This is a genomic window from Larkinella insperata (genome assembly GCF_026248825.1).
Lineage (GTDB): Bacteria > Bacteroidota > Bacteroidia > Cytophagales > Spirosomataceae > Larkinella > Larkinella insperata.
Genome location: NZ_CP110973.1, coordinates 2,460,722 through 2,481,909, shown reverse-complemented (window position 1 = coordinate 2,481,909; position 21,188 = coordinate 2,460,722). Strand labels below are relative to the sequence as shown.

Genomic DNA, 21,188 nt, shown 5'->3' with positions numbered 1-21,188 from the left:
TCGCAGAAAAACGAAAAAGCTGAACTTCACAGTCCAGCTTTTTCGCCAAAATCACGTGTTATGCACGCGCCGTTTTTGTGGGTTTTGCCGCAATTTCGGGCGTCGTCGGCGTGTCGTTCAGTTGGTCCTTACTCAGCGCATCAACCACAATCGGAGTTGCTACGAACAACGAAGAATAAGTTCCCACGATAACCCCGATCAGCATCGCGAACGAGAAACCGCGAATGGTTTCACCACCGAAAATAAACAACACGATCAACACCAGCATCGTAGAAAGACCCGTCACGGCCGTCCGGCTCAGCGTACTGTTCAAGGCGTTGTTGATAATGACGGCAATGCTTTCTTTCCGGCCTTTCGTATCCCGCAGGTATTCCCGAACCCGGTCGAAGACCACAACCGTATCGTTCATTGAATACCCCATAATCGTCAGCAAGGCACCGATAAACGCCTGGTCAACATCCAGTGAGAACGGCAGAAAACCGTTACCAATTGAGAAGATTGCCAAGATAATCAGAACGTCGTGGAACAGGGCAACCACGGCTCCGTAACCGAATGCCAGCTTCTTGAACCGAATCAGGATGTAACCAAATACAACCGCAACAGCCAGCAGGATTGACCAAAGCGCCGAATAAATCAAATCATTGGCGATGGCCGGGCCTACTTTCTGGGAGCTTTCAATGCTTCCTTTGTTTCCCTGGATTTTAGCAATACCGGCCAGCAGTTTTGCTTCTGTTTGCTTATCGGATTCGGGATTGGTAGCGTCCGCCAGATAGCTGGTCGTTACCCGAACCTGATTAGCTCCCCCCACACCGGTACCACCGTATGTTTTCACTTCCAGCGAACCCGGTAACTCATTTTCCAGTGCATTGCGGACATCGTCCGTACTCACGCTTTTCTCAAAACGAACGACGTAGGAACGGCCCCCTTTGAAGTCAACACCCAGACCGAATCCTTTGAAGACAACGGAAAGGATACCCAACGCAATGATCGTCGATGAAATCGTGTAATACAGTTTACGACGCGATACGAAGTCGAAAGCCGAATCCTTAAAGAGATTCTTTGACCAGTTGGTCCCGAAGGCCAGCGTTTTGCCGTCTTTTACATACTGCTCCAGAATGATCCGGGTGATGAAAATAGCGGCAAACAACGAAGTCAGAATACCGATGACCAGCGTGGTAGCGAAACCAAGAATCAGGCCCGTTCCGAAAATAAACAGGATAACCCCGGTCAACAAGGTGGTTACGTTCGAATCAATGATCGACGAGTAGGCATTCGTAAAACCGTCGGCAATGGCCTGTTTAAACGGTTTACCCAGCGCCAGCTCTTCCTTGATCCGCTCGAAAATCAGAACGTTGGCATCGACGGCCATACCGATGGTCAGTACGATACCGGCAATACCCGGCATGGTCAGTACCGCTCCCAGCGAAGCCATGATACCCAGCAGGAAGAACAGGTTGACGAACAAGGCTAAGTCGGCAATGAAACCGGCCCGGCCGTAGTAAGCCACCACAAAAACCAGTACGATGATCAAACCAACCACCGACGAGAGGACCCCGGCCGAAACGGCTTCAGAACCCAGTGTTGCCCCCACAACGGCTTCTTCTACAATGTTGGTGGGCGCGGGCAACTTACCGGCTTTCAGGATATTCGCCATATCCTTGGTTTCGTCGACGGTGAAGTTCCCCGAAATGCTGGAGCTACCGTTCGGAATTTCGTTCTGAACCGTTGGTGCCGTGTATACCAGGTTGTCCAGAATGATGGCCACGGGGCGGTTGATGTTAGCCGCCGTCAGCGTCCGCCATTTGCGGGCTCCATCAGCGTTCATGCGCATCGTTACTTCCGGACGGCCCCGGTCGTCGTAGTCGTTGGTTGCATCCACGATTACGTCACCTTCCAGGGGTGCTTTACCGGCTGGCTTGCGAATGAAATACAACGGCAGAATTTCTTTGTTATCGTTGGTCGTAACGGCTTTCCGATCCCACAGCATCATTGCATCCGCCGGGAACAGGGCTTTCACAGCCGGACGATTCAGAATGTCGTTGGCGCGGGCCGTATCTTTCAGGTAAACTCCCAGTTGGTTTTGCGACATCGGCACAAACAGGCTGGTCAGCGCGGCATTCTGAGCCGCCGTAGCTGAGGTGTCGGTTTTGGCCGAATCGCCTTTGGCTGCCTGGTTTTTCTGCGCTAACTGAGCCGCCAGTGAGTTGTCTTTTTTGGTAGTATCGGCCGTAGTGGCAGCACTCGCCTTTTGGGTAGCCGCCTGTTTCCGTTCCGCTTCCAGTTGCACCAGGTACGCGCCCAGTTGATCCAGACCGCCCGCTACTTCGTTCAGCGTATACACTTCAGCGAACTCCAGTTTGGCCGCACCCGACAGCAGCCGGCGAACGCGCTCGGGGTTGTCGATACCCGGCAGCTCGATCAGGATCCGGCCTGAACCCGGCAACCGCTGAATGTTCGGGTTAGCCACCCCAAATTTATCAACCCGCGCCTGAATGATCTGGAACGCCCGGCTGATCGAACCGTCTACTTCGTCGTTGATCAGCTTACGAACTTCGGCGTCAGACGACTGGAAGTTAATTTTACCCCGGTTTGCGCTGTTGGCAAAAATGGATGCCAGCTTCGCATTAGGGGCAATGTCTTTGTAGGCGTTGATGAACAGATCTACGAAGCTCGACTGGCTCGACTTCTGAGCTTCAGCCGCCTGTTTCAGCGCCTGCTCAAATTTCGGGTCACGCGTTCCACCGGCCAAGCCACGGAGGATTTCGGCGGGGGATACCTCCAGAACCACGTGCATACCGCCCTGTAAGTCCAGACCCAGACCCAGCTCGCGGGTCGTTACTTCTTCGAGGGTGTTGCCCAGGTAGACCGGCTCTTTCCAGAGCGAATCCATGTAGTGCTGTTTTTTGTCCAGATCTACCGTCCCGTTTGCCAGGGTAGCGTAGTTCGTCGCGTCTTGCTTTATGCTGTTCGACACGAACGTGAACGACAGGTAATAAACGCATAAAAGTGCGATCACACCCGTCAGAATAAGTATTCCGACTCGGTTTTGCATTAGACTTTAAGTAATAGAAAAAAGAGATGAGACAATAGAAAAAAGATAACGGAAGTAAATGGTGAAGAAGAGCCGCTCTCGAACAGCCGACCGATACGGTTTTGCCCCTGCTCTTTCGCTAAACTCTCCCTTCAGGGAAATAAATAAATTCAGGGTGCATTAATGGCAATGTGATGCCCAAAAACGTAGCAGAAAAACGAAAAATAAAAATACGGTATCTCGAAGAAGCGGGGAATAACCGTCTGTTTGAGCACAAAAAACAGCACGGGGGGAGGCAGCAGGTAAACCGTTTGTGAGAAGCCAAACGTGAGCGCGGGCGTAACGACGGCATCAAACGACGTTGCCTGAACCGTTGCCTCCTTGGTGTCGCCCGCTTTTTTTTCGTTTTTCGACGTCTGAACAGTTTGCTTTGTCGGCAGTTGTTCAACAGACAGCCATGCAGGTCCGCCCGAAGCCACCAACAGGAGCAACCCGGTCAGAAACAGGCTCATCAAACGAATAAAGTTCGTACGCTGTTGTTGCTTCATGAACATTTACAATCGGCTCGACGGAACGAGGGCAACAAATTTCGCAATATTTCCGCAAGAAAGCAAATGGCTTTTTTGCGGGCATTTTTCAAGAAGTCCATTAACTTTCGCCGAAATAAGTAGACAATGACATTACAGGAATTTATTCAGTCTGCCCTGGCCGAAGATGTCGGCGATGGCGATCATACCTCCCTCTCGACCATCCCGGCCGACGCCAAACGGCGCGCCCGGCTGCTGGTCAAGCAGGACGGTATTCTGGCGGGTGTTGAAGTGGCCGAAGCGGTTTTCCGGGAAGTAGACCCGGAGCTGGAAGTCCACGTGAATATGCAGGATGGCTCGGCAATCCATTACGGCGACATTGTGTTGACGGTCAACGGCCGGGCCCAGTCCATTCTGAAAGCCGAGCGGCTGGTGCTGAACTGCATGCAGCGCATGAGCGGGATCGCCACCCATACGCGTACGATGGTGAGTTTGCTGGAAGGTACCAAAGCCAAGCTGCTGGACACGCGCAAGACCACGCCCAATTTTCGCGTATGCGAAAAAATGGCGGTCAAGATTGGCGGAGCCGTCAACCACCGGTTTGGCTTGTTTGATATGATCCTGATCAAGGACAATCACATCGACTACGCCGGAGGCATTGAAGCCGCCGTGACCAAAGCCGTTGAATACCTCGAAACAACCGGCCGTTCGTTACCGATTGAAGTGGAGGTTCGGAACCAGCAGGAAGTCGAAGAAGTGCTCCGGCTCGGTCACGTCGACCGTATGTTGCTGGACAACTTTGAACCGGAAGAACTGAAAAAGATGGTTCAACTGATCGACGGACGGGTCGTTACGGAAGCTTCGGGCGGCATCAACGACACCAACCTGCGGGCCTACGCCGAGACCGGCGTTGATTATATTTCGTCCGGCGCCCTGACCCACCAAGTCAAGAGCCTCGACATGAGCTTGAAAGCGTATTGATTTCCTCCGATGAACGCTGATTTTCTTCGCCCGGCGCTGGCAGAGAAAAGTAGCAGTTAACGGAGTTTTTAGCGTTAGTTTTTGTTTACTCACTATGGCAACGATTCCACTTACGTTAGATGAAGAAATTCGGCAAATTGGCTACATCAGCCGCTCAACGCCGAAAGATAAACAAGTGTTGATGGACGAAATCCGGCGGATGAAAAAAGAAAAAAACGCTGTGATTCTGGCCCACTATTACGTCGACAGCGACATCCAGGATTTGGCCGATTACATTGGCGACAGCCTGGGTTTGTCGCAGCAGGCAGCCGCCACCGACGCCGAAATGATTGTGTTCTGCGGGGTTCACTTTATGGGTGAAACCGCCAAAATTCTTTCACCCGACAAGAAAGTTGTCATTCCGGACCTGAACGCGGGTTGTTCGCTGGCGGATTCGGCGCCGGCGGATGAATTTGCGGCTTTCAAGGCCAAGTATCCGGATCACCTCGTGATCAGCTACATCAACTGCTCGGCGGAAATCAAAGCGCTGTCGGACATTATCTGCACGTCTTCCAACGCCGTCAAGATTGTCGAAAGCCTGCCCAAAGACCAGAAGATTATTTTCGCACCGGATGCCAACCTGGGCCGTTTCGTCGCCAAGAAAACCGGTCGGGAGATGGTGCTCTGGGACGGTGCCTGCATCGTTCACATCGACATTTCGCAGGAAAAGCTGACGGCTTTGCGGCTGAAATACCCGGGTGCCAAGTTTATTGCCCACCCCGAGTGTCAGGAACACATTCTGAGCCAAGCCGACTTCGTGGGGTCCACTACGGCTTTGCTAAAATACGTGGTCGATCAGCCCGATGAGGTGTTTATCGTCGGTACCGAAGCCGGTATTCTGCACAAGATGAAGCAGGCCGTTCCGAACAAGAAAATTATTCCGGCTCCGGCCAGCGAGAACAACACCTGCGCCTGTTCGGAGTGTCCGTACATGAAAATGAACACGCTCGAAAAGCTTTATAACACGTTGTATTACGAAAAACCGGAGATTTTTGTTCCGGAAGACGTGCGTGTAAAAGCCGAAGCTTCGGTGCTACGGATGCTGGAAATGAGCAAGGGATTGTAAAATCTGATCGTATAAGAGCCTCATGGATGATAACATTGAGGCTCTTTTCCTTTATTTTGAGAACTTGTAGGATTGTTATCCTTACTTGCCGGACGCTTCCTTCGCGGGGGTGCCTTGATTTTAGTACGCTAGCAGTAACCACCTTTAACCCCTATGCCCCAACACTTCGATTTCCTTGTGATCGGTTCCGGTATCGCCGGACTGAGTTACGCTACTAAACTGGCTATTCATTTTGAAGAAACCGGCCACCCCGTCCGAATTGCCGTGATTACGAAAGTTCGGGCCGACGAAACCAACACCAAGTACGCGCAGGGCGGCATCGCTGCCGTGTGGGCCGAGGAAGATTCATTTGAGAAACACATCGAGGATACGATGATTGCGGGCGACTTCCTGAGCAACCGCGAAGTGGTCGAAATTGTGGTGCGGGAAGCCCCCGAACGGATTCGCGAACTGATCGACTACGGCACCCGCTTCGACAAGGAAGACGACGGCGACTATGATCTGGCCAAAGAAGGGGGCCATTCCGACCACCGGATTCTGCACTTCAAGGACATTACGGGCGCCGAAATCGAACGGGCTCTGCTCGAAAAAGCGCAGTCACTGCCCACCATTGAGATTTTCACGCACTACTACGCCGTCGACCTGATCACGCGCCACCACCTGGGCGAAACCGTTCACCGGTACGATACCGACAACCGCTGTTTCGGTGCCTACGTGCTGGATACGCAAACCGGCCGGGTTGAGAAGTTTCTGGCCAAAACGACGCTGCTCGCAACGGGCGGCATCGGCAACGTTTACCAAAGCACGACCAACCCCACCATCGCAACCGGCGACGGGATTGCCATGGCCTACCGCGCCAAGTCCGTTTGCAAGGACATGGAATTCATCCAGTTTCACCCAACGGCCTTGTACGAACCGGGCAAAAAACCGAGTTTCCTGATTTCGGAAGCCGTGCGCGGTTTTGGTGGTATTCTGAAAAACATGAAAGGCGAGACGTTCATGGAAAACTACGACGCCCGCCTGTCGCTGGCCCCGCGCGACATTGTGGCCCGCGCCATCGACTCGGAAATGAAGAAGTCCGGCGATCCGCACGTTTATCTGGACGTAACGCACCTCGATTTTGAAAAGTTTGTGGAGCATTTCCCCAACATCACCGCCTATTGCCGCGACAACCTCGGTATTGACATTCGGAAAGATTACATCCCCGTTGTTCCGGCCCAACACTACATGTGCGGGGGTATTAAAGTGAATGAGTTCGGGCAGACAAACATCAATTTCCTGTATGCCGCCGGGGAGTGTTCCTGCACGGGCCTGCACGGCGCGAACCGACTGGCTTCCAACTCGTTGCTCGAAGCCGTGGTATTTGGTCACCGGGCTTATTTGAAAACCGTCGAGAATTTCCATAAAGCCGCCCTTCCCGATAACCTGCCGGAATGGAACGACGCCGGAACAACGCATCCGGAAGAACTGGTTCTGGTGACGGAAATGCAGCGGGAACTGGAGTCGATTATGTCGAACTACGTCGGCATTGTCCGCACCAACCGCCGGATGAAGCGGGCGCTGGACCGGCTGGAACTTATCTATCTGGAGCACGAAGAGCTTTACCGCCAGTCGAAGGTGTCGAGCCGGATCTGCGAACTGCGCAACATGATTGAAGTGGCGTATCTGGTGATTAAAGCTGCGATGGCCCGGCACGACAACCGGGGGCTGCACTTCAACCTGGACATCGAGAAGCAGGAGACGGTCTAAACGTCGACCTCGCCGGTTTCGGCCTCCGGCTCGGCGTTGGAAGGATGACCGTGCAACACTTCGAGCAACTCCTTCACCTGGTAGACCGACTTGTTGTAACGGTTCCCGAGCAGAATGATCACGAAATCATCTTTGGGGCTAAACCAGAACAGGCTGTTGTACCCTTTCCACCATCCGGTGTGGTAGATGTATTCCGGCTGGTTCTGGTTGTTGACATACATCCGAAAACCGTAACCGTAATTTTTGGTGCCTTTGCGCTCAAAACTCCGGGGCAGGAAGGCTTCGGCCAGCAGTGTTTTCCGGAGCAGGCAGTCGCCGTTGAGCGCCCGGTACCACTTAAACAGGTCGCCGACAGTCGAATAGATGCCTTTGTCGCCCACCACATTATCGTAATAATCTTTCGGGATCCGGCGGTTCCACTGGTAGCCCGCCGTGCGGTACTGGTTGATCGAATCGTTGCGGGTTGTGGCCACCCACGTATTTTTCATGCCCAGCGGTTCGAAGATGTTTTTCTTGGCAAACTGATCGAACGGCATACCCGTAATCTTCTCGATGATGGCCGCCAGCACGCAGTAGTTGGTGTTGCTGTAGCTGAACGTCCGGCCCGGAACGTTGTAGCGCTGGGGGGTTGGGTGCACGTTGGCAAACCAGTGCATGATTTCGGCGTTGGTCGGATACGGCTTTTCAAACCTGTAAAAGTTGATCCGCATGCTGTCTTCAAATGCGTAGGCGTAGTTAGGCAAACCGCTCCGGTGCGACAGCAGGTTTTCGACGGAAATACCGGGGTAGGGAAAATCCGGAAAGAATTTCTGAACCGTATCTTTCAGGCTCAGCTTCCCGGCTTCGATGAGCTTGAGCGTGGCAACCGCCGTGAAAGTCTTGGAAAGCGACGCCAGTTGAAACTTGGAGTTTTCGTTGAGTGAATCGCGGGAGGAACGTTCGAGGTGGGCCAGTCCAAACGAGTTTTTGTAAAGAACCACCCCTTTCTGCGCGATGAGTACGTTGCCGTTGAAACCCGCCCGAACTTTACTCCGGATAATGGCTTCGATTTTCTGAATTTTCTCATCGGCACCGATTTCCTGTCGAATGGCCTGTTCCTCGGCAGCAGTCAGCTTCTGTTCTTCGGCGCAATTTTCCATTGCTCTGGCCGAACGCTTCAATTTTTTGTCTTCACTCGAATCGCACCCGACGATGATCAAAACGGCAATAATACCCGCCCAAATTCCCGAAACTCTCATTCCTGACGTTGATTGTACTAACTCAATACTACATACGGCTCTGACGGCAAAAATACATTTTTTATAACGCCACCAAAGGCTTTTTTAGTCAATCGTCAGTATTTGTAGTTCGTCAGTTCTTCCTGTTCGGCTTTCCCGAAGGCTTTTTCCATTTTGGCCCGATCAAACTCGTTTTCGTTGTTGGCGATAAAAATCGTCGCAACGGTATTGCCGATGATGTTCGTAATGGAGCGGGCTTCCGACATAAACCGATCGACGCCCAGCAGCAGCGCCAGCCCCTCAACCGGGATCACGTGAATAGCCGTCAGCGTGGATGCCAGCACGATAAAGCCGCTGCCGGTAACACCCGCGGCCCCTTTTGAGGTGATCATCAAAATACCGATAATCGTTAGTTCCTGCCCCAGCGTCAGATCCACGTTGAACACCTGCGCCAGAAAAATCGTCGCCATCGACAGGTAAATCGTGGTGCCATCGAGGTTAAACGAATACCCCGCCGGAATCACCAGCCCCACCACCGAGCGCGAACAACCCATGCTTTCCAGCTTGTCCATCACCTGCGGCAAGGCCGACTCGGAGGATGAGGTTCCAAAAACGATCAGCAGTTCCTCCTTGATGTACTTCAACACCGACCACAGGCTGATGCGGTAATACCGCAGAATGAGGTTCAGCACCACGAAAATAAACAGGAACATCGTCGCATAAACCGTTCCCATCAGCTTGGCCAGCGGCAAAAGCGTCATAAGTCCGTATTTACCGATGGTAAACGCCATCCCACCGAAAGCACCCAGCGGAGCCAGAATCATGACCACGCTCAGGATGTTAAAAAACACGCGCGACAGCTTCTCAAACGTCTGAATGAGTGAATGGCCCCGTTCGCCCATGCGCGTCAGGCCAATGCCAAACAGGACCGAAAACACCAGCACCTGCAGAATTTCACCCTCCGCAAAAGACCGGATGGCGTTGTCGGGTACGATGTGCAGAAAGAACTTAACCCAATCCATTCCCTGACCCTGCGAGGTATACGCCGACACATCGCCCCCCTGCACGGCTGTTGTCTGTACGCCCGCGCCCGGCTTAACAACATTGGCAATGACAATCCCGATGATCAGGGCCAGCGTCGTCACAATTTCGAAGTACAGCAGCGCCTTCCCCCCAACCCGACCCACTTTCTTTAAATCACCCATATTACTGATTCCCAACACGATCGTCAGGAAGATAATGGGCGCAATCACCATCTTGATCAGGTTGATGAACAAGTCACCAAGCGGCTTGAGCTTGGCGGCCGTTGCCGGAAAAAAATGGCCGACGATGATACCGAGCGTAATGGCTATTACTACGCGAAAGGTTAAATTATTGAGAAGTTTACGCACGGGTTAGGGAAGTTTCGGGATCAATTATCTAACTCAAAGCTGCTGTTTTTGAAGAACCGGCTCCAGCACTTTCCAGACATTATCGGCTACAATTTTGTGGCCTTCTGCCGTGGGGTGAATGCCGTCGGGCTGGTTGAGCTTCCGGATACCGCCCACGTTTTCAAGCAGAAATGGAATGAGGGCGGTTTTGTTTTTGTCGGCCAAGTCGGTGTACATCTTATAAAACCGCTCGGAATAGTCCTGACCCAGGTTCGGCGGAATGCGCATACCGGCCAGCACAATCTGTGCCTGCGGACTTTTTAGCCGGACGGTATCAATAATGGCTTGCAGGTTTTTCTGGGAGTCGTTGATTGGAATCCCGCGCAGGCCGTCGTTGCCCCCAAGTTCGAGCACAAACACGTCAACGGGTTTGCGCAACACCCAGCTAATCCGGCTTTTGCCGCCCGCCGTCGTCTCTCCGCTCGACCCGGCATTCACCACCTGATACTCATAACCGGCGGCTTTGGCTTTTTCGCCAACCAGCGCCGGGAAAGCCTCGGCGGGGTCCAGGCCGTAGCCCGCCGTTAGGCTATTGCCGAAAAACAAAATGGTTTTTTGTTGCTGGCTGGCCGGTTTTTCCGACGGATCAGCCGTTGCCGCCGATTTTTCATCCTGCGTCTGATTGGTCTCCGTTTTGGAATTGCATCCCGACAGCACCGCCACCAGCAGCCATCCGCCCAGCCAGACCTTTTTACACAGCGTATGTTTCAGTAAATTCATTGCTCACAAAATTTTAAGACTCCGAATTAAGCCTACATCAAACAAAAATAACGGTATTTTATCCATTTAGCCCCATTTCTGGCCCTTTATCAAATAAACCGTTCGTTGCGGTGAATAAAATGACAACGAATTGGTTATCTCCTTATCCCGTTAAGCTATTCATTTATGAGCATTCTGCGTGCTGAGAACCTGACAAAAACCTACCAGAGCGGAGGTCGCACCCTAACTGTCCTGAATTCTGTAAGCTTTGATATCCAGGCTGGTGATACGTTTTCCATCGTAGGACCGTCCGGAAGCGGCAAAACAACCTTGCTGGGCCTGTGTGCCGGACTCGACCGGGCGTCGTCGGGCAGCATTTACCTGAATAATATCAAACTGGACACGCTCAGCGAAGACGAGCGGGCGGCTGTCCGAAATCAATACGTTGGTTTTATTTTTCAGAATTTTCAGTTGCTGCCCACGTTGACGGCCTTGGAAAATGTCATGGTGCCGCTTGAACTACGCGGAGAACGACGGGTGGAGAAAACCGCCCAGGAACTGCTCGAGCGCGTCGGTTTAGGGCAGCGCGGCCATCATTACCCAACGCAGCTTTCGGGTGGGGAACAGCAGCGGGTTTCGCTGGCGCGGGCGTTTGCCAACCGTCCCAAAATCCTGTTTGCCGACGAACCCACCGGCAACCTCGATGCCGACACCAGCGCTACCGTCGTCGACCTGATCTTTGAACTCAACCGGGAAGCCGGCACTACCCTCGTTCTGGTAACGCACGACCTTGAACTGGCCGCCCGCACGCAACGCATCATCCGCATCAAAGGCGGAAATCTGGTCTCGGACACCCTCACCGAAAACCGCATCATTACCAACTAATGGATCGTGAACTTCCTAAAATAAAACCGCAGGCCGCATCGATTTTCGATCCCTGGCTGTGGAAAATGGCGTGGCGCGACAGCCGCCGGAGTCGCAAACGGTTGTTTTTGTTTATGTCGGCCATTGTGCTGGGCATTGCGGCTCTGGTAGCCATCAATTCGTTTGGCGATAACCTGTCGCGCAGCGTCGATGAGCAGGCCCGCGAGCTGATCGGGGCCGATCTGGTGTTGACTTCCAACAAAGAAGTCAGCAAAAAAACGGAGCAGTTTCTGGCCCGCATCAGTCCGGAGCGCAGCCAGGAGGTAGCGTTTCCGTCGATGGTGATGTTTCCACGCTCGGGCGGGGTCCGGCTGGCGCAGGTGAAAGCCCTACAGGGAAAATTCCCGTACTACGGCGCCTGGGAAACCCAGCCAGCTAACGCCGTGGCGCAGTTTCGGAAAGCGGCCGAAAAACTTCAGTGGATTGCCCTGGTGGACGACGCCCTGCTGGTGCAGCTCAATGCCAAACCCGGTGATTCGGTGAAAGTCGGCAATCGGATGTTTTACGTCGCGGGCCGGGTGATGAAAATACCGGGTCAGACGGCCGTGACGACGACCGTCGCGCCAACGGTTTTTATTCCCCGCGGTTTACTGGAGGAAACGGGTCTGCTGCAACGCGGCAGCCGGGTCACCTACCGCTCCTACTACCAGTTTGAACCCGGTACCGACGTGGATAAATACGTCAAAAGCATTTCGCCCCGACTCGACAAACTGGGCATCAGTTCGGATACGGTAACGGAACGCAAAGAACAAACCGGCCGCGCTTTTGCCGACTTGACCAAGTTTCTGAATCTGGTAGCGTTTGTAGCCCTGCTGCTGGGTTGCGTGGGGGTAGCCAGCGCCGTGCATCTGTATGTGAAGGAAAAAATTGCTTCGGTGGCGGTATTGCGCTGCCTGGGTGCGACGGGTCGGCAGGCGTTTCTGATTTACCTCATTCAGACCTCGCTGATGGGCTTTCTCGGGGCACTGATCGGGGCCGCGCTGGGGACGGTTTTGCAGTTGGTTCTGCCCGCAGTTTTCGACAGTTTTCTGCCGGTTGAAGTCGTAACGACCGTTTCCTGGAAAGCCGTGGCGCAGGGCATCGGCGCGGGGCTGGTTATTGCCATTCTGTTTGCGCTACTGCCCCTGCTGGTTATCCGAAAAGTCGCCCCGCTGCGGACCCTTCGCAGTTCTTACGACGAGGACGTAACCGGCCGTGATCCCCTCCAATGGGTGGTTTATCTGACCATTGCGGCTTCGATATTTGGTTTTGCCTACTGGCAGATTCGTGACTGGATGACGGCACTCGGCTTTACGGCCGGGCTGGCGTTGGCCTTCGGTCTTTTGACGGGGATGGGGCAATTGCTGATGTTTTTGGTTCGGCGGTTTTTCCCGGTTTCGTGGAGCTACATCTGGCGGCAAAGCCTGGCGAATCTCTACCGCCCGCAGAACCAGACGCTGATTCTGGTTATTTCGATCGGTCTGGGCGCCTTTCTCATTGCAACGCTCTACCTCACGCAGACCCTGCTCTTGAGCCGGGTTCAACTTTCGGCCAGTGGCGGTCAGGCCAATATGGTCTTGTTCGATATTCAGAATGAGCAGAAAGCGGGCGTTCAGCAACTGGCTCAGCAACACCGTTTACCGGTACTACAAAACGTTCCGGTAGTCACGATGCGGCTGGCCGAAATCAACGGGCGGACGGTCGCGGCCATTCAGAAAGACACCAGCGTCAAGGTGCCCGACTGGGCGTTAACCCGCGAATACCGGGTGACGTACCGCGATACGCTGATCAGTTCGGAAAAACTAACCGCCGGAAAAGCACCGCATCAGGACGGCGGCAATGTCTACATTTCGGTCGAGAAGGGGTATCTGGAGCGAACCAAACTGAAACTGGGCGACACCCTGACGTTCAATGTGCAGGGGCTGCTCATCCCAACTATCGTGGCCGGCACCCGCGAGGTGGACTGGAACCGAATTCAGACCAATTTTCTGATCGTCTTTCCCAACGGTGTACTCGAACAGGCACCGCAGTTTCACGTCATGATGACGCGCGTAGGTGACACGCAGCAGTCGGCCCGGTTTCAGCGCGATCTGGTACTCCGGTATCCGAACGTGTCGGCCATTGACCTCGGCCTGATTCTGCAAACCATCGACGAAGTGCTGGAAAAGGTGTCCTTTGTTATTCGGTTTATGGCCCTATTCAGCATCGTCACGGGTTTGCTCGTCTTGAGCAGTTCCGTGATTATCAGCAAATACCAGCGGATTCAGGAAAGCGTGCTGCTGCGAACGCTGGGGGCTAACCGTCGGCAGATTTTGCTCATCACGCTCATTGAGTACCTGTTTCTGGGGTTGATTGCGGCCCTTTCGGGCATCGTGCTGTCACTGCTCAGCACCTGGGGCCTGGCGTATTTCGTCTTTGAAATACCGTTCACCCCCAACTTTGCCCCGCTGCTGGCGGTTGTCGGCGTCGTGACGGGATTGACCGTTCTTATTGGCTTGTTTAACAGCCGTGGCGTTTTGGTGCGCCCGCCGTTGGAAGTGCTGCGAGCAGAGGCATAAGGAACAGCGGGTCAAGGCATTTCAGATAAAATGCCTTGACCCGGCAACCACTTATTCGTTCCGCAAACTTTTCACCGGATTTACCAATGCGGCTTTGATACTCTGAAAACTTACCGTCAGCAGGGCAATGCCGACGGCCAGCACACCGGCCAGCGCAAACACCCACCAGTGGATGTTGATCTTGTAGGCAAAATCCTGCAACCAACGATCCATGAGGTACCACGCGATGGGCAACCCCAGGGCGATGGCAATCAGAACCGGTTTTAAAAAATCGCTGGTCAGCAAAACCACCAGACTTCCGATAGAAGCCCCCATTACTTTACGGACTCCGATTTCTTTCGTGCGCTGTTCGGCTGCAAACGCACTGAGGCCAAATAACCCCAGACAAGCAATCAGAATGGCGATGGTCGCAAATACCGTAAACAAGTACTCGACCCGCTGCTCAACGCGGTACATGGCCTCAAAATCATCGCTTAAAAACGAGTACTCAAAGGGGTGGCCGGGCGCAATTCGCTTCCAGGTTTGCTCCATCGAAGCCAGGACCGCCGGAATATCGGCGGTGTTTAGCCGAAACGAAACCGCAGCCAGGGCCGACTGTTCAAGGGCGCTGCCCAGCATACCCGCGTTTGCAACCAGTCCAACCGGTTCGACGGTCGACCGAAGCGATTCGTAGTGAAAATCCGCCACGACACCGATAACGGTCAGTTGCTCACCACCGGTTTTGTGAATGGTTTTGCCCACCGGATTCTGGTAGCCAAACCGTTTGGCTGCGGTTTCATTGATGATGACCGCTGCGCTGTCGGCGGTTTCCGCGATCCGGAAATTTCGTCCCCGCACCAATTTCATGCCGAACGTAGAGATATAACTGGCATCCACCTTCCACTCCTGCATGTTCACCGAATATTTCTGGTCGGTTTCCCGCTCCGGGTACCACCTATCATTCCAGCGCCGGGACGTTACGGGCAGAAAACCGCTGACGGTTCCGGTTTTTATAGCAGCCTTGCTGAGCATTTCCTTGCGGAAAGTAACAACTTGTGACTCCGTAGCCTGGTCGGTTTTTACAATCACAACCTGCTCTTTGTTGAACCCAATCTTCTTGGTTTGAATGTAGTGAAGCTGCTGCTTAATGAGCAACGTCCCGACAATGAGTAGCGTGGACAGCATGAATTGCAAAACCACCAGATGACTCCGTAAATTTTGGCGTTGGGGCAGTCCCCACAGCTTTCCTTTCAGCACTTTAATCGGCTGGAACGACGATAAATACAAAGCCGGGTACCCCCCAGCCAGAACCCCAACCAGGCCCGCGCCCATCAATAAACAACAAATGGAGGTTCCGTTCACTAGCTGCGAAAAGGACAATGTTTTGGCGGCCAGCGTATTGAAGGTCGGCAAAAGTAGATAGACCATTCCCAACCCTGCCAGTAAAGCCAGGAAGGTGATCAGCACGGATTCGGCCAGAAATTGACCCATCAGCTCGGTTCGGTTGGAACCCATCACTTTGCGCACACCGACTTCCCGCGCCCGTTTGCCCGATTGGGCCGTTGTCAGGTTGATAAAATTAAAGACCGCAATCAGCAGAATAAACAGCGCAATCAGCCCGAACAGATAGACGGATTCCATGCTGTTGTTGGGCGCCAGTTCGCCCTGCCGGTCAGAATGTAAGTGAATATCCCGAAGTGGTAGCAGTGTATAATTAAAATTATTGCCCGCTTTTCGGGTGTCGGCCAGCGTGGTTTGAAAAAATTGCCGCAACGCCGGGTCAACATACGTCTGAAGAATCCGCTCAAATTTGGCTTCAACAACCCGAGGATTGGTACCCGGTTTCAGCAGCAGGTAGGTGTTGAAAATATGATTTCCCCACTTGTTTGCTTTGGCGTCTTTGGTTGCGTGCAAAGGCAGGATGAAGTCAGCCCGAAAGTGCGACTGAACCGGAATGTCTTCAATGACCGCCGTTACGCGTCGAACATCGTTATGATCAAACGTCAAAACCCGGTTTACGGCATCTGGCGAGCCAAAGTACCGGATGGCCGTGCTTCGGGTAAGAACAACAGATTGCGGTTCGGTCAGTGCTTTTTCTGCATTCCCCGTCAGTACGGGCAGCGTAAAGACATCAAAAACGGTGGAATCAGCGTACAAAACGTTCTGCTCCCGCAAAATGACCGAACCGCTTTTTACCAGATGACTGCCGTATTTTCCCAGCCGGGTCGCTTCCTCCACTTCGGGAAAGTCCCGTTTCAGGGTTTGTCCCATCGGCGTTGGTGCAACTGCGCCCTTCGATTCTTTCCCGGCGTAGGTAATGGTGCTGTTGATGCGGTAAATGCGATCGGCACTGGTATGAAACCGGTCGTATTTGAACTCGTCCAAAACGTACAGAAGGTTCAATAAACTGACCGCCAGACCGAGCGCCAGACCGAAAATGGTGATCGCGGAGTATCCTTTACGTTGGCTCAGGTGTCGCCAGGCAATTTTGAAATGATTCCGAATCATATCAGCAGCATAAAACGAACGTTGACGGTTAGAATCGACCTTTTGACGTCGGCGTACCAACGGCGGTAGCGCCGAAAAGACACTCAGTACATAGCGCATCTTTGCGTGCCGGGGCCCCTTCCGCCGGTACCAGTACCCGTACAATTCTTCCAGATCGCCCTGAACTTCCTCCAGCGTTTCGGCCGGATGCAGCCAGCTCAGCAGTCGTTCGGCCCAGCGGGGCGGTTTTGTGTGGGGAGCGCTCATAGACCACTGACTTTTAAAGCGTGGGGCGGTACCAAGTGCCAGAGCTGATTCCGAAGTTGCTGGATATCCTGCAAAGCTTGGCTGCCCAAAGCCGTTACCTGGAACAGCCGCTTGCGTCGTCCACCCCGCTCGGCGGTGGCCCCGCCCAGTTCCGAACTTACAAAGCCTTTTTCCTCCAGCCGAATCAACGTGTTGTGAACGGTTCCAAACGTAACCAGCCGACCCGTATGTTCTTCAAGGGCCTGACTGACGGTAACACCGTACGCTTCGCCGTCCAGAATGGCAACCATTAACAGAACCACCTCTTCAAATTCTCCCAAATAGGTACGACGCATGAATTCAGGATTAGTTTCTATTTTATCGTACAAATCTTTTGCCAGCGTTAAAAACGACGTTTATACCGCAGAATTGGCGATATGCCTTCAGGGGGCTGTCCAATTACGGACAAACTACGTCCTCTAACGGACACGCGGAGACTGGATAAAAAAGACCGGAAACCTCGCAGTTTCCGGCCTTTTATGGGGTATGAATGGTACGGATAGATTATTTCGCAATCATGACTTTGACGGTTTTCTGCCCCTCTTCGCCTTTCAGCGCACAGAAATACATTCCGGCGGCCATATCCTGTAAAGTTACTTTGAGGTAATATTTTCCAATATTATGATGTTTACGCGCGACGATTGTCTGAACGGTTCGGCCCTGTTCGTCCACCAGATCGATGCCAGCGTTGCCAGCCGCTAGTAATTGATACCGGACCACTAATTCAACGGTAGCCGGATTCGGCGTTACGACCAACGATTCCGCCCCCAACAGATCAAGATCATTGGCGTTAGTCATACCAATAGTCTGGGCGTCCGTGGGCGACTTGGACGCTCCCACTGCTGTAGGGTCAACCAGAACCGTTTTCTTGAAATCAATCTTCTTCTGAAGGTCGTTTTTGCAATAAAGTTGCTCGGCCCGCACAAAGGCTTTGACGGGTGACTGGATGGAAATTTCATTGCTGATATTACCGCCGAATTTGCTCAAAATCTCTTTCTGAACCTTTTCTCCGGTATCAACAATTCGTACGGTTCCCTCCTTGGCGGTTGATGGAAACGAAAATAAAGGCACGGGTTGACCCGCCGTGACAGCCCCGATGTCAGTTGCCTGCGGAGCCATCCCCACCTGATGAACGACAATCCCTTCGAGCGACGCCAGGGGCGACATGGCTTTTGAGGTAAACAAATCATTATCAAAAACGAAATCTTGCCAGGAGCCGTTGATGTTCGTGATTTCCAGCTTCGAATCCTGACCTGATCCCGTTTCCGGCGCCGTGAAACCGTCGGGGGTTACAATGCTGAACTGCCCCGTTACCAACCGGTGCGTACTGGATATGGAAGGCACGTACCAGGCGGTAATGCGCTGATTGGCTTTATCGTATGTAAGACGAAAGTCAACGGACTGATCCTTTCCATTCTTTTGGGCGCATTGGGCCAGTGCTGCGGTGGCCCCCAACAATCCTGAACCCAGAACCAACGAAATCTGTCGCAGAGCCGCGGTCAGACGCGTAGTGATTTTCATAAGCTGTCTTCCGTAAATAGTAGTATCGTACAAGCGTACTACTTTAGAAGAATTTCGTTTCTGAAAGTCACTTCGGGCGGCCAAAATGTCGCACCAGCACCTTACACCTTTGGCACGTTCCAGTTGCCGTGGTAACGGGCCTTGGCCAGTTCAGCGGCTTTTTCGTTGCCAACAATCTGATTCTTTTCAGCATCCCAAACCAGTTTCTGCCCCGTCCGGTAGGCGATGTTCCCCAGATGCGCGTGCAGGGCCACAGCCTGGCCTACCTCCGCCGGGCAGTTGGGCTTTTGCCGGGTCCGGACGCAGGTGACGAAGTTAAGCGTATGGCTGTCGAGGTCCCGGCCGTTGCCGAATTTCGGCGGCTGGGCCGGGATCAGGTAATTGCCCGCGTCCACTTCCGGAAACAATTCCCATTTGGAGCGATCAATCACCACTGTTCCCTGGTTACCGATAAAAGCCACACCGTGTTCGCGGTCAAAAGGCCCGCGGCCTGTGCCGAGCGATTGTTCCCAGAGGAGCGTGAAATTACCGTAGTCATATACCACCTGTAGCGTATCGGGCGTTTCGCTGGCGTGATCCGGAAAGCCGTATTTGCCGCCCAAGGCGACGACGGTTTTGGGAGCTGTAACGTTCATTCCGGCCAGCGCCATGTCGATCATGTGGGCCCCCCAGTCGGTCATTAGCCCACCGGCATAATCCCAGAAATACCGGAAGCTGCCGTGAAACCGGTTGGGGTTGAAAGGCCGTTTGGGGGCCGGTCCCAGCCACATGTCGTAATCGACACCCGCCGGGACGGCTGCGTCCGGCTTAACCGGGAATGTTTTGCCGTAGGGCATAAACGCCCAGGTTTTGACTGAGCGAATGCGGCCAATTTTTCCGGAACGCACAAAGTCCAGGGCTGCGTTCCAGTGCGGACCGCTGCGCTGCCACTGCCCCACCTGCACGATGCGGTTGTATTTTCGGGCGGCTTCCACCATCAGGTTGCACTCCTCAATGGAATTGGCCATCGGTTTTTCCACGTACACATCCTTCCCGGCCTGACAGGCGTAGACGGTTTGCAGGCAATGCCAGTGGTCGGGTGTGCCGATGATCACGGCATCAATGTCTTTGTTTTCCAGCAACTTCCGAAAATCACTGTATAAAACCGGCTTCTTGCCAGACATTTTCTCCAGCTCGGCGGCCCGTTTGTTCAGCACATTGCTGTCAACATCGCATAAAGCCAGGCAGCGAACACCCGGGTGTTTGAGCATGGAGTTCAGGTCGGACCAGCCCATGCTGTTGCAGCCGATCAGGCCCACCCGGATCTCGTCGCCCGGAGCGGTTTGGGGGTGTGAAGCCAACACATCGGCCGGGAGGGCCGTTGCCAAGCCAACGCCGGTGGCTAACTGGGAAGATTGCCGGAGAAATTTTCTGCGGGAAGTTGTCATGAGGGTTCAGGAATGATCAGGATGAATTTGAATCGGCAGAATCCAACATAATCCCGCCAAAATTTCATACCAACTTACAACCCTTCCGCCAGCTTTTCAACCTCAAGCAATTTTACGTTCAGGTTTACAAACTAATTTCCACCGAAACCGGCATGTGATCGGAAGCATGGGGGTACTTATCCCAGATCTTCCGACCATCGGGCATTTCGGTGTAAATCCGGGCACTGGTTACCCAGGGTTGTGGACGGTTTCGGGAATACAACACGTGGTCGATCCACTCTTTATGCCAGGTGTTGTTGAAAATCGGGTCACGAAAAGAAGTCGTATAAATTTTTTCGAACCGCAGATTCAGCCGATCGGCGGGCGTCAGGCAGTAATCAAACAGGGCGTTGCCCAGACACAGGGCGGGATACCAGACCGTCCCCATCAACCGTTCGATGCCGCTGCCCAAAATTCGTTTCTCACTAGCATCCAGGCCGGGGCCGTCGTTGATGTCGCCACAGACAATCAGCGGAATGTTTCGGGTGTCCTCGTTCAGCAGGTATTTGTTCAGGAAGTTCAGCCGAATCTGCGTAGCCTGCGCCAGCAGCTTTCGGCGGTTGGCGTCGGCCACCTCCCACCATTTGCTCCATTCGTAGGCGTCGAAAATGCCCTTGCTCTTCAGGTGCAGTCCCAGAAACCGGACAGAATGGCCACCCGCCGTCCGAAGCTCCACGTACAAGGGAGAGCGCTCAAAGCGGTAGCGTTCGATTACACCGTCGTCTTCGGTATCGATGTCAAACGGCTGAAACTCGGGAAATTGGTCTTTGTTGGCGGTATCGAAAAACTTCAGTGGATTTGCCGCATCGAACTTACCCCGGTCGGTCCGGATGGCACAGCCAACGAGTTGGGAGGACCCTTTGGTGGGTTGTACTTTCGTGATCCAGGTGCCGGTTATGTCCGTATCAAAAAACAGTTGCAGTTCCTTATCGGTGTTTGGCCCTTCGACAACAATCACCACATCCGGGTCTATTTCCGCAATAACGCCCGACAGCTGGGTCCGACGGGTCCGCACGGTGGTGTCCGGCGCATGCTGCGGAACGGCATCATCCGGCCGAAAGGTACCGCTGCTGTCAAACAGGTCATTCATCCACTCCATATTCCAGAGCAATACATTCAGCTTTTCCATGCCGTTATAGTTGAAATACCGTTGTGTGCGTAAAACGGACGTTAATCGGACAACTTACCACGCATAAATACTTATTTTAAGGTTTCTTCGGATGATTTTA

General features: G+C 53.4%; 15 protein-coding genes. 5 read left to right on the top strand and 10 right to left on the bottom strand.

What is annotated here, in order from left to right:
- Positions 1-58: 58 nt before the first annotated feature.
- Both secDF and OQ371_RS10125 read right to left on the bottom strand, forming a co-directional pair.
- The gene (gene secDF / locus OQ371_RS10130) at positions 59-3,052 is read right to left on the bottom strand and encodes a protein translocase subunit SecDF (RefSeq protein ID WP_265993642.1); all 2,994 of its coding nucleotides are present in this window, start codon (positions 3,050-3,052) and stop codon (positions 59-61) included.
- Positions 3,053-3,201: 149 nt separating this feature from the next.
- A complete protein-coding gene (locus tag OQ371_RS10125; protein ID WP_265993641.1) occupies positions 3,202-3,579 on the bottom strand; it encodes a hypothetical protein in 378 nt (125 codons plus the stop codon).
- Positions 3,580-3,705: 126 nt separating this feature from the next.
- Here OQ371_RS10125 and nadC point away from each other — a divergent pair, with 126 nt between their 5' ends.
- From nadC to nadB, 3 genes are all read left to right on the top strand, one after another.
- Positions 3,706-4,539, top strand: a complete 834-nt coding sequence (nadC, locus tag OQ371_RS10120) for a carboxylating nicotinate-nucleotide diphosphorylase (protein WP_265993640.1) — start codon at positions 3,706-3,708, stop codon at positions 4,537-4,539.
- 181 nt (positions 4,540-4,720) lie between these two features.
- On the top strand, positions 4,721-5,644 hold the full coding sequence (nadA, locus tag OQ371_RS10115; protein WP_374761446.1) for a quinolinate synthase NadA: 924 nt from the start codon (positions 4,721-4,723) through the stop codon (positions 5,642-5,644).
- A gap of 153 nt (positions 5,645-5,797) precedes the next feature.
- Positions 5,798-7,393, top strand: coding sequence for an L-aspartate oxidase (gene nadB / locus OQ371_RS10110; RefSeq protein WP_265993638.1), 1,596 nt, complete (start codon positions 5,798-5,800; stop codon positions 7,391-7,393).
- Here nadB and OQ371_RS10105 read toward each other — a convergent pair.
- The 3 genes from OQ371_RS10105 to OQ371_RS10095 form a co-directional block, all read right to left on the bottom strand.
- Positions 7,390-8,631: a serine hydrolase domain-containing protein gene (locus tag OQ371_RS10105; protein ID WP_265993637.1), complete on the bottom strand. Its 1,242-nt coding sequence runs from the start codon at positions 8,629-8,631 to the stop codon at positions 7,390-7,392. The two genes, nadB and OQ371_RS10105, sit on opposite strands and share 4 nt — an antisense overlap.
- A gap of 95 nt (positions 8,632-8,726) precedes the next feature.
- Positions 8,727-10,001: a dicarboxylate/amino acid:cation symporter gene (locus OQ371_RS10100; protein ID WP_265993636.1), complete on the bottom strand. Its 1,275-nt coding sequence runs from the start codon at positions 9,999-10,001 to the stop codon at positions 8,727-8,729.
- Between the two features lie 33 nt (positions 10,002-10,034).
- Complete coding sequence (locus tag OQ371_RS10095; protein ID WP_265993635.1) at positions 10,035-10,760, bottom strand: arylesterase; 726 nt, start codon at positions 10,758-10,760, stop codon at positions 10,035-10,037.
- Between the two features lie 165 nt (positions 10,761-10,925).
- Between OQ371_RS10095 and OQ371_RS10090 the strand changes: the two genes are divergently transcribed.
- Both OQ371_RS10090 and OQ371_RS10085 read left to right on the top strand, forming a co-directional pair.
- A complete protein-coding gene (locus tag OQ371_RS10090; RefSeq protein ID WP_265993634.1) occupies positions 10,926-11,624 on the top strand; it encodes an ABC transporter ATP-binding protein in 699 nt (232 codons plus the stop codon).
- A 65-nt stretch (positions 11,625-11,689) separates the two neighbouring features.
- Entirely contained in the window at positions 11,690-14,200 is a 2,511-nt protein-coding gene (locus OQ371_RS10085) for an ABC transporter permease (protein WP_265994298.1), read from the top strand.
- 51 nt (positions 14,201-14,251) lie between these two features.
- Here OQ371_RS10085 and OQ371_RS10080 read toward each other — a convergent pair whose 3' ends face one another.
- The 5 genes from OQ371_RS10080 to OQ371_RS10060 form a co-directional block, all read right to left on the bottom strand.
- Positions 14,252-16,933, bottom strand: coding sequence for an ABC transporter permease (locus tag OQ371_RS10080; protein WP_265993633.1), 2,682 nt, complete (start codon positions 16,931-16,933; stop codon positions 14,252-14,254).
- Entirely contained in the window at positions 16,930-17,268 is a 339-nt protein-coding gene (locus OQ371_RS10075) for a PadR family transcriptional regulator (protein WP_265993632.1), read from the bottom strand. Before OQ371_RS10075 ends, OQ371_RS10080 begins: the two co-directional genes overlap by 4 nt.
- Before the next feature lie 208 nt (positions 17,269-17,476).
- Positions 17,477-18,493, bottom strand: a complete 1,017-nt coding sequence (locus OQ371_RS10070) for a T9SS type A sorting domain-containing protein (protein ID WP_265993631.1) — start codon at positions 18,491-18,493, stop codon at positions 17,477-17,479.
- A 101-nt stretch (positions 18,494-18,594) separates the two neighbouring features.
- Entirely contained in the window at positions 18,595-19,920 is a 1,326-nt protein-coding gene (locus tag OQ371_RS10065) for a Gfo/Idh/MocA family protein (RefSeq protein WP_265993630.1), read from the bottom strand.
- A gap of 124 nt (positions 19,921-20,044) precedes the next feature.
- The gene (locus OQ371_RS10060; protein ID WP_265993629.1) at positions 20,045-21,088 is read right to left on the bottom strand and encodes an endonuclease/exonuclease/phosphatase family protein; all 1,044 of its coding nucleotides are present in this window, start codon (positions 21,086-21,088) and stop codon (positions 20,045-20,047) included.
- Between the last annotated feature and the right edge of the window lie 100 nt (positions 21,089-21,188).